The 10,574-nt window shown below is 67.8% G+C and carries 4 protein-coding genes; 2 read left to right on the plus strand and 2 right to left on the minus strand.

Annotated elements, in window-relative coordinates:
• Window positions 1-248: 248 nt before the first annotated feature.
• Entirely contained in the window at window positions 249-2,276 is a 2,028-nt protein-coding gene (gene ligA, locus FJY88_08890; GenBank protein MBM3287449.1) for an NAD-dependent DNA ligase LigA, read from the plus strand.
• On the opposite strand, the gene FJY88_08895 is transcribed toward ligA, so the two are convergent.
• Window positions 2,273-4,726, minus strand: a complete 2,454-nt coding sequence (locus tag FJY88_08895; GenBank protein ID MBM3287450.1) for a tetratricopeptide repeat protein — start codon at window positions 4,724-4,726, stop codon at window positions 2,273-2,275. The two genes, ligA and FJY88_08895, sit on opposite strands and share 4 nt — an antisense overlap.
• Window positions 4,727-5,281: 555 nt before the next feature.
• Between FJY88_08895 and FJY88_08900 the strand changes: the two genes are divergently transcribed.
• Window positions 5,282-5,476: a hypothetical protein gene (locus FJY88_08900; GenBank protein MBM3287451.1), complete on the plus strand. Its 195-nt coding sequence runs from the start codon at window positions 5,282-5,284 to the stop codon at window positions 5,474-5,476.
• Between the two features lie 190 nt (window positions 5,477-5,666).
• Here FJY88_08900 and FJY88_08905 read toward each other — a convergent pair whose 3' ends face one another.
• Window positions 5,667-7,319 carry a hypothetical protein gene (locus FJY88_08905; protein MBM3287452.1) on the minus strand — a complete coding sequence of 551 codons (1,653 nt, stop codon included), beginning with the start codon at window positions 7,317-7,319 and terminating at the stop codon, window positions 5,667-5,669.
• Between the last annotated feature and the right edge of the window lie 3,255 nt (window positions 7,320-10,574).

Here is a 10,574-nt window from a genome sequence, read left to right on the forward strand (position 1 = left end):
CGAGCCATCGCCGTCCCAGAGTATCGCACGAGGGGAGGAGCCTCAAGCCTCCATCGCCCGGGCGCCTCCACCCCTGGGCCGGAACCGGCCATCGCCTCTTGCGGGCCGCGGCGCCTCGCGGGCCGCGGCGCCTCGTGGGCCGTGCGCCCTCGCAGTCCATCGCGCCCTCGCAGTCCATCGCGCCATCGCAGTCCATCGTGCCTTGCGGGCCATCGCCGGGACTCGTAGGCTGGTGGCGGAGGCATTCGATGGACCGAGGGGAAGCGGAGCGGCGCGCCGCCCGCCTGCGCGAACAGATCGTCCATCACGCGCGGCGCTATTACGTCGACGCCGACCCGGAGATCTCCGACGCCGCTTACGACCGCCTGGTCCGAGAGCTGGAGGGGCTCGAGGCCGCCTTCCCCGATCTCGTCACTCCGGACAGCCCTACCCAGCGGGTCGGAGGAGAGCCCCTCGAGCGGTTCGAGACGGTCGTACACTCCACGGCGATGCTCTCGCTCCAGAACACCTACGACGAGAGCGAGCTGCGCGAGTTCGACCAGCGGGTCCAACGTTTCCTCGGAACGACGGAGCCGACCGACTACGTGGTCGAACTCAAGATCGACGGCGTCGCGATCGCCCTTCGCTACGTCGGCGGGGTCTTCGTACGGGGAGTGACCCGCGGGGACGGAACGCGAGGGGACGACGTCACCGCGAACCTCAAGACGATCCGGACAGTGCCGCTGCGGGCCGCCATGGGTCCGAGCGCAACGAGTCCGAGCGAGCTGGAGGTCCGGGGCGAGGTCTTCTTCCCTCGCTCCGCGTTCCAGGCCCTGAACGAGAGGCGACAGGAGTCGGGCGAGAAGCTCTTCGCGAATCCGCGCAACGCGGCTGCCGGCACCCTCAAGCTCCTCGATCCGCGGATCGTCGCTTCCCGCCCGCTCGCCCTCTGCTGCTACGCGGTTGTGGAGGCGGCGGAGATGGGGATCGAGCGCCACCGGGATGCCCTCGATTGGCTGCGGGAGCGCGGCTTCCCTGTCAACCCCCACGCGAGGGCGGCTCACGGAATCGATGGGGTTCTCCGGCAGATCGCGGAGTGGGAGGAGCGACGCTGGGGCCTCGACTATGAGACCGACGGCCTGGTCATCAAGGTCGACCGGCTCGATCAGCAGCTGCGCCTCGGCGCCACGGCCAAGGCCCCTCGCTGGGGGATCGCCTACAAGTTCGCCACGCGCGAGGGGATCACGCAGCTTCTCGCCATCGAGGTGCAGGTCGGCAGGACGGGCAACGCGACGCCGGTCGCCGTCCTCTCCCCCGTCGAGATCCTGGGAACGACCGTCCGGCGAGCCACGCTCCACAACGCGGAGGAGGTGCGCCGCCTCGATGTCCGGATCGGCGATTGGGTGGCGGTCGAGAAGGGGGGCGAGGTGATCCCGAAGGTGACCCGAGTCCTCGTAGACCGCCGGACCGGGAGCGAGATCCCCTTCGTCTTCCCGGAGCGGTGCCCGGCCTGCGCGGAGCCGCTCGTTCGGGAGGGGGACGAGGTCGCCTTCCGCTGCCTGAACGAGCACTGTCCCGCCCAGAGAAAGAGGCAGATTCTCCACTTCGTCTCGCGCGGGGCGATGGAGATCGAGGGACTGGGCGAGGCGAAGGTGGATCAGCTCGTGGACGCGGGCCTCGTCCGCGATGCCGCGGACATCTACGCCCTGGAGGCGGGCCAGCTCGTGCCGCTCGAGGGGATGGGAGAGCGCTCCGCCGCGAACCTGATCCTCTCGATCGGCGAGAGCCGGTCGCGTCCCTTGCGCCGGCTCCTCTTCGCCCTCGGAATCCGGCATGTGGGAGCCTCAGTCGCGAAGAACCTGGCCTCCCGCCTGTGCACCCTAGACGCCGTGGCGAACGCCTCGGAGGAGGACCTGCGCGGAATCCCCGATGTGGGGGCGGTCGTCGCCGAGAGCGTCCTGCGCTATTTCGCCCGACCAGCCAGCCGGGATCTGCTCGAGCGACTTGCGCGAGCCGGGGTCCAGACGGTCGAGCCGCGCGAGGAGACACCGGCGCGCCGTCCGCTGGAGGGCAGGACCTTCGTACTGACCGGCACGCTGGAATCGATGACGAGGCCGCAGGCGACGGCGAGGATCGAGTCTCTCGGCGGAAAGGTCTCGGGCTCGGTCAGCCGGAAGACCGACTATGTCGTCGCGGGAAGCGAGGCAGGTTCCAAGCTCGAACGCGCGCGGGAGTTTGGCGTGCCGATCCTCGATGAGAAGGAGTTCGTGGCGATCCTGGAGACCGGCCAAGCCTAGTCGCTTCCGCCTCCAAGTCCCGGCACAGTCGCGCGGACCCGGTCGAAGTAGGCGTTGGCCCGCTGGGCATCTCCCGTCTGCTGGCATATCCTCCCCATGAGCAAGAGCGCTCGGGCGTGCCGAGGGTCGAGGCGGATTGCCTCCTCCAATCTCCGGCCGGCTTCGTCGAGGTCCCCCGCTTCTGCCAGTTCCTCTCCAATCCGGAAGAGGGCTTCCGGGAGGTTCGGGTCAACGGCGAGGACTTCCATCCAGTCGATCGGCTCATCCTGTTCCGGGCGGCCGCGAGGAAGGAGTCCGTTCCACCGACCGAAGCTCAACTGGATTGCTGCTGCGAACCGGTGGATGCTCCAGAGCGGACCCTGCGTCACTGGGCGGAGGCGATCATAGAAGGCGGCAAGCTGGCGATCCTGGATTCGGTTCTCGCCGGTCATGATCGTCGCGAGATAGCCGCTCGGAACATTCCGCTTGTGGTGACCGATTCGCCAACCCTGAGGATCGCGATCACCGAACATTTGGAGCATCCACTTCTCGTACCTCGTGTCATTGAGAACAGAAGGGATCCGAGAGAGCAACGGGTCGCAAAGCGCATAGTAATCGAGCATGTGCGTCCTCGGCCCGGCGAGGTAGCCGGCGGCGCCAACCGCCTCCTCCACGACAAGAGGCGTCCCATTCCTCCGAGCATCCCCTCCAACCACAGAGGGACCCCACCCTGAGGGTTTCTCCCCGGCAGGAGCTTCGTTCAGCATTCCCGAGCCAGCAAAGTAGTAGCGTCGCTCATCACAGATTCCATGCCTGTCGACAAGCCCCTCCATGCGTCCGCCGAAGTCCCTCCCGCTTCTGATCGGAGGGTGCGGCGTCAGGCCCAGACCCGAGATCAAGACGCCGGCAGCCAGTATTCCCCGTCCCAGCTTCCGCAGGGGAAAGGGGTCGACTTCAGCGAGGAGAATGACGGCCGCAAGGAAGGGCGCCGACAGAAACCGGCCGCTCATGAAGTCTCCACCGATGCGGACCACGTAGAGTAGGTAAAGCAGTATCCCGGAGGCGATGGCAATCAAGCGCTGCCTCCGCGTTCCTCGCGAAGCGACAACGGACGCCATAGCCACCAGGATCACGACCATCGTGACTGGATCGTTCCGAAGCGAATTGAGGATGTAGTACAACCCGTGCCTGCTGTAGGTGATCGCATCGATCCCTGTGTTCAGCTTCGCGAATGCGCTGTTCGGGACCAAGGAACCATAGTAGAAGACAGCAAACCCCTCCCACAGAAGAAACGGAATGAAACCTCCAACGAGAGCTCCGAGCGCTCTGACACCTCCACACCCGAACGTCGCATACAGAAGGGCCGGAGCGAACAGCAGGATCGAGTCCATCCGATTGAGCGTAGCCAGCCCTGTGATCCCGGAGAGCAGAAAGACCCTCCCGAGACTTGCCGGCGCATCCTTGAGGAAGGCAATCAGGAACAGAGCGACCAGAAGGTGGGTCAGAGGGTTCTCGAGACCCGATGTCGAGTAGTCAACGAATGCTCGAGAGCTGACGAGCATCGCGGTTCCGAGCGCGAGCGCCGCCGCGCCTCCGGCGCGGGCCCGGAAGATGAAGAGACCGACTACGATGATGGAGACCGCAATCGAGAGAATGGCGCATGTATAGAACGCTTCGCGAGTGACGTAGTAGGGGATCGCGACCAAGAACAGCCAGAGGGGATGGGTGAAGGTCTGAACCCGCTCCACCACGTTCCATCGCAGCCCATATCCATGGACGAGGTTATCGATGGTTCTCAGAGTAATGAACGCATCGTCTGACACCCATGCCGTGCGGATGAAGATAGCCGTGGTTACGAGGAGGGCGATGACGCGCAGCGCCGCGATGCGCGTCTGTCGACTCAAGAAGGCGAGCATGGCCTCTCCCTGCCACGGCGGACGAGTCCGAGGACCCAATACCCGAGCAGAACAAGCAGTACTGGCGCCACCATGATCGCGGTCGAGGCCGCCTGGGATGCGGGAGAGAGATCCCGCCTCGCGATCAGGTAGGAGTAGCCTCCGAGGACCGCGGAGATCGACCATGTGCCGACAATGAGATCCTGGAGTTGCGCGCGCCTTCCGTAGAGGCGAGTGACGGCCAATAGGTAGACCAGAAGGGCACCGTGCCAGGGCTGCAGGAAGCTCTTCGCCAGGAGAAGATAGATCGCGTAGAGGAGCGGCGCAGCGGCGAGGATCGATCGCCCTCGCGCGATCGTCCATGCACAGACCGCGTAGGCCGCGAGGAAGACGATCCGGAGGGACCAGGCCGTGCCCGCCGCCGGCACGCCGCTGATGTAGCCGGCAAGTTGAGGGACCGAGCGCAGCGCCTTCGATGCTTCCTCGCGCAGGCCAGGCAGCGCATTCTGCGGCCCTCCGAAGAAGAGGTATCCCCCGAGTACGACGGTCACGGTGATGCCGGGCGAGGCGATCCATCGCAGCGACCACCGTTGGTCATGCGGGGAAGCCGCGGCGAGAATGGGCAAGAACAAGAGCGCCTCGATCTTGACAAGAGAGGCCAGGCCCAGGAGCAGCCAGGGCAGGATGCCACGGCCCCGGACGAAGGCAACGACGGCGAGAGCGCAGAGAATGCCCATCAAGCTGTCCGCATGGCCATTGCCGGCGAACTCCAGGATCAGTAGAGGGCTCCAGCCGACCGTGACCGCCGCTGCCGCCTTCCACGCCTCTCTGATGGAGGGCAGGCTGACCATGATCCAGACGAATGCCACACTGGCCAGCGCATAGAACAGCTTCAGCGCCAGAGCGGCAGTCCAGGGATCGCCGACGCGGCCGACCAAGAGCGCCTGCACGCCGATCGAGAGCGGTCCGTACGGCGCAAGCTGCTCCGGCCACGGCATCGTCTTGGAGAGAGCTTGCCCGAACGCCTGTAGCGGGCTTACCAGGTAAGGATTCGCTCCGCTCTGGACCATCCGCGCATGGGCGTGGTACAGCTCAAGATCGTGGGAGCCACCCGGGAAGCTCAGAACCCCGATGAGGGCCAGCAGCAGCGAACCGCCGACCAGCAACCGCCGCGAGACAGGCAGCGAGGATCGGACGATCGCCAAGATCGCAAGAGCCTGGTTCACGACCATCAGGAGGATGACGCTGGGAGTGGTGAGGTGGAGCAGCGTCGGCGGGATTCCTGTAGGCATCCGGCTGCGGAAGCCGAGGAGGACCTCTGCATAGGCTCCGCTCCAGGGGGGAACCACATAGCTCGAGGCCGTCAGAAGCAGCGTCAAGACCAGCTGGGCCGCGAAGTGAATCGCGATGATCCGCTCTGTCGTTCGTGCCGGGTCGTTCACGTTGCCACGGGTACCAGGCGTGGCCCATGCCGTCAAGAGCTCCCCCGTTTCCGGATGCTCGGCAGATACGCACCCTAGAACCGCGTCTCGAGTCGGAAGTGGATCCTCCCGGAGAGCGGAGGCGAATCGGTCGGGATGCCGTAGTCGAGACGGACCCATCCCCCCGCGCCGCGCACGCGGAAGCCGACGCCGTAGGAAGCGAGCCTGCTTCGCTTCTCGCCCGGCCAGTCGCGGTAGAGCGCCCCATCGACGAAGGCATAGACGCGGTTGCCTTCGGGGAGCATCCTCACTCCCCCCTCGAGCCGCAGGAGGGCGTATCGCAGGACGCGAAGGGCCTGCTCAGGATACCCGCGCAGGCTCGCGCCACCCCCCAGCCCGAGGGCGTCCGGGCGCGGAAGGGAGTCGGGGCCCTCCACCCAGCCGAGCGCGTACTCGCCGCGCAGGTGGCCGATGAGGCCGATCGGCCGGTTCTGCTCCCCGCGGAGCAGGATCCCGACAAGGGTGCCCTCCCCCTGCTCCATGTCGGGCGTGCGGTCGAGCTCTCCGCGCCGGACTTCGATCTCGTGCCTGGCGCCGCGCGTCCCCATTTGAGATCGCCCGTCATACGCAGCGCCCAGGATCGTGTGCAGGCCGCTCGTTCTGACGCCCGGCGGCCGCGAATCGACTATTCGCCTGCCCGCGAGCCCGGCCCGCGCCGTGAATCCCCCCAGGTCCCCCTCGAGAACGCCGCGCCATTCGTCGGCCGTCCATGTCGAGTCCTCGATCTCCTGAGAGAGCGCCCCCTCGACGGCCAGCGGCAGGCCGAGAACGAATGGCTCACGGTAAGCGAGAGCGAGGCGGGAGCGATCGCGATCCAGACGCTCCCACTCGCCGTTGAAGCGCCTCCCCGTTCCGAAGAGATTCCCGATCTCCATGTGAACGTACCCCGATAGCGTCTTGCGGAGCCCATCGTAGCCGATCGCGCCGTCGGCTCGATTCTGGGCCGCCGGCGTCATCCGATAGACGAGCGTCGCGAGTCCCTCCTCCGGATTCCGCAGCCAGGGGCCTTCCACAATCGAGAAGAGCCCGCTGCGCGCGATTCGCTCTCTCCCCAGTTCTGCGCGGCCGGGCCGGACGGGCTCGCCCGGCTTCAGCCCGGTCAGGCGGGAGAGGTAGCTCTCTCGCGTCGCGCCTCTTCCCTCGAAAACGAGCGAGCGCAGCCTGAGCAGAGGACCTTCCCGGAACCGCGCGCGCACGCGCATCCCCTCTTCCGACGAGACGGCCTCCAGGATCTGGATCGACGCGAAGGGGTGGCCATCCCCCTGGGCTCGCTCGACAAGCCCCCGGAGCTCTTGCGCCCGGCGTTCAGGCGTCCAGACCCCGGCGGGAGGTTCATCGAGATCGCACGCCCCCTCCCAGGTCCACTCGGCGAGACGCGCAGGCTTGAGGGCGTGGAGCCGGATGCGCCAGGACTCGACATCGCCTCCGAGCGAGTCGACGATGGCCTCGACCTCGCCGCTTCCCCACCCCTCTCTCACCAGAGCGCGCCCGACCTCGACGGCGATCCGCTCGGGGCCAGGCGGCTCCTCCCTCTTCACGAGATCGCGCGCCGCGCGCTCGGCCGCACCGCGCGCCCCTCTGCTTCCCCCTTCCAGTGAGATCGTGACGGGGCGGTCGATCGCCCATCCCTCCGCCGCGGACAGGATCAGGATGAAGACCGCGTGGGCCCAGCGCGTGGATAGAGACATCAGAAGTAGGCCTTCATCTCGGCCCGGACATCGGCGCGCGACCGCACGCCCTCCGGAGCCGCGAGATTGAGAATGACCGAGAGATCGAGCGAGCGGCGGAGCTTGAGACCCGCGCTGCCGCGCGCCTCCCAACCCTCCTTCTCCAACCCCAGCAGATTCGCTCGCGGTCCCTCCACCCACGTTCGTGTGGCCTGCATGTCGAACCGGACGCTCTCCCGGGGCAGCCACTGTAGGCCGGGCGTCGCCTGCGTGATCGTGTAGCGCGACTTGGTGGGAATCCTCTCGCGCAGCCGACCCGCCGCCGCGAGGCGGAGGACCCAGCCTCCGCGAGGCCGCCACCAGCAGCCGAGCCGAAGACGCCGCGAGTCCCAACCGAGGCTGCCGGCCGAAGATCCTCCTGAAAGCAGCCTGCTGCGCTCCAGCTCCCGTGCGAGCTCCGCTTCCTGCTCGATCGTCCATCCCTTGGCGGGGAGGGATCGGAGGGTGAGGCCGATCAGGTCCTTCGCGCGGCCCGTCTGGACGTTCTCGAAGGTTCTCGACTCGCTGCGCTCGCGATCGACGCGGATCTGCGGGCTTGCCCATCGCGCGCGAGGCAGGGCGCTCCCCTCCGCCCGCGCCCGATGGAACGCGAGCGGGACGCCCGTCTTTCGGGCGAGAACGAGATCGGGCAGATCCCTCCAGAAAGCCGAGGCGCTCCCCGCCGTCCGGGCGCTGAAGCTGAGATGGAGCAGCCACTGGGAACTGAGCCAGAGCTTCGAGAGCGCCGAGGCAGGGTCCCCCGCGCGGCCCCTGCCGGGCGCGCAATCGAATCTCCAGGATCCCTCCATGCGGCGTTGGAGGATCGCGGTTCCGCTCGGCACGAGGACGAGATCGTAGTCGCCCTCCCCCACATAGACTCCGAGGGAGTCGTAGCGGCCGCGTCCCGAGCCGACATACTCGATCGACTTGATGCGGCCCTCCTCCTGGGAGGTCGTCAGGTCGAGCCGCAGCTGATGCGCGTAGCGCCCGTCGCTCCTGTCCTCGGACCAGAGCAGGCCCGCGATGTCGGACCTCTGCCGCCCGCCCTCCCTGCGCGACAGGTCGCGGCGCGCGTAGCGGCCGTCAAGCAGCCGTCCGGAGGGAGACCAGAGAATGCGTCCCTCCCAGGTGCGCGCTCGATCGCCGCCCTGCCAGCGACCGTCCCGCGCCAGATGGTCCCGCCTCTCGATGCGCGAGATCTCCGCGCGTCCGGCTTCCGCGCGCAGGATGTAGGCCCCGCCCAGGCGCCACTCATCGAACCCGGCGCCGGCCAGCGCGCCCAGCGTACGCGATCCCGCCCTCTCCCGGCGAAGAGAGCCTGAGGCCTCCGCCCACGGGAGCCTCACTCCCAGGCCTCCGGCATCGACCGCTCTCCTCCCCCGGGCCGCCTGAGCGGCCGCGCCATCGCGCGAGCGCGCGCGGGTCCGCTCGATCGACGCATGGACTCTCCCCTGCCTGCGCAGGATGAGACGGTCCCTGCTCCCCTCGAGATCCCGCCGGTTCGACAGGGTCTCGTACGACCCGTCGACCGCAAGGCCCCAGCCCGGCTCCTGCCTGAGCTCTAGCGACCGCCGTCGATCCCCGCTCCCGAGTCGGCCCTCCGCGATCCCCCAGCCGTACCCGTACCAACCGGGATCGAGCCTGCCCATCGAACGGAAGAAGGGATCGAGGTCGCGCGTTTCCACGCGCATCCCCCAGCGCCCGAGATCGCGCCCCATCAGCGAGACTGGGGAGATCTCCCGGGCCAGCGCCAGATGGAGCGCCCCGCCCCTCCGATCGCCATCATCCAGCGGCGAGAGCGTGTTCCGATCGTCAAAGGAGCCGGCGCCCTCGATGTCCAGCCTGAATCCCGCGGGACCCGCGAGGGACGCCGCCACATCCACCAGGCCGCGTTCCGATGGGCGGGGGACCGCTCGTCCCGGGAGGAAGCGTCCCTTCCTCTTGCCGACGAAGCGATAGACCGCCGCGCTGTCGGCGAGCAGGCTGTCGGCATAGTCCCCCTTGCCGGCTCCGACATCGTCGAACCGCACCTTGCATGTCGCCGAATCGGGGCCGACGTAGCGGAGGAACGGTTGATCCAGCGTGTCGGCCTCGACCCACTCGTAGTCCCCATGGCCGACCGCTCCACAGTCGATTCCCGAAGCGAAGCCGGAGGTGTCGGCATCCCCCGCGCGGCGGAGGGTCTCGCGTTCCCGGTCGGTCAGGGGGCCGCCCACGGGCTTTCCGACATCGTCCCGCTCTGCCATCAGTGTGGCGCGCAGCGAGAGGGTCTTGCCCGTCTCTTCGCCCCACCGGACTTCGGAACCGTACGCGCTTCGACGGAAGGGCTGGGAGCTCGCCTGGAAGTCCACCGTGATCCGGCTGTCCTTCCCGACGACACGCCTGCCCGTGAAGGTGATGGTCGACGCCGAGTAGTCGATGGTGTAGTCGCGGTCATCGCCGCGGACGAGGAGCTCCCCGTCCAGCCAGACATTCTCGCTCCCCGCCAGGATCACGGCATCGCTCGATCCGCCCTGAGCGAGCAAACGGTAGGGCCCCTGCTTTCCCTCCTCAGTCAAGAACTCGGCGGTCCCGAACTCGCCGGGCACGGTCGCGGCCGCGACCGATCCCCCGAGTCGGCCGCGTCTCCCATCGAGCCTGATTCCCTCGAGCTGGCGCCGGTAGTCCGTGAAGAGCCCGGGCGGACCCCGCAGATCGAAATCGCCCAGCGTCGCGCTGACGCCGCGTCCCTCGATCTGCATGTAGACCCGGTCGAGGTCGGCGAGCTCGGTCGTTCTCCCCTCCGGCTGCAGGGGAGTCTGGCGATCCGAGAGGACGCCCCGCACGCTCACTCCCGGGGCCAGCTCGCCCGAGAGCGTGACATCGAGGCTCTGCCTCAGGGAGAGGTCCTCCGAGGAGCCGACTTCGAGACCCACGGTCTTCATCCCCCGCAGCTCGAGGCGCGCCGCTCCCGCCGTCACTTGCGTCGCCGCCACCGAAGGGCGAATGGGGGCGGTTCCTCCCCGCGCCGTGTCGATCGGGATCGGATCCTGGAAGACCCGACCGATCGCCAGGGGAACGACGGCATAGCGGACGCGAAGGCGCCCCCTCGCCTGCGGCACGAGGAGATGTAGAAGCCCCTCGGTGGGCTCGATGCGGTAATCGACTCCGGAACGCAGAGTCTCGGCTTCCAGGACAACGAGAACCGAGCCGGGGTCGATCCATGCATCGGGCAGCCGAAGGCGCGCGGCCGGCGTC

The organism is Candidatus Eisenbacteria bacterium, assembly GCA_016867495.1.
GTDB lineage: Bacteria > Eisenbacteria > RBG-16-71-46 > CAIMUX01 > VGJL01 > VGJL01.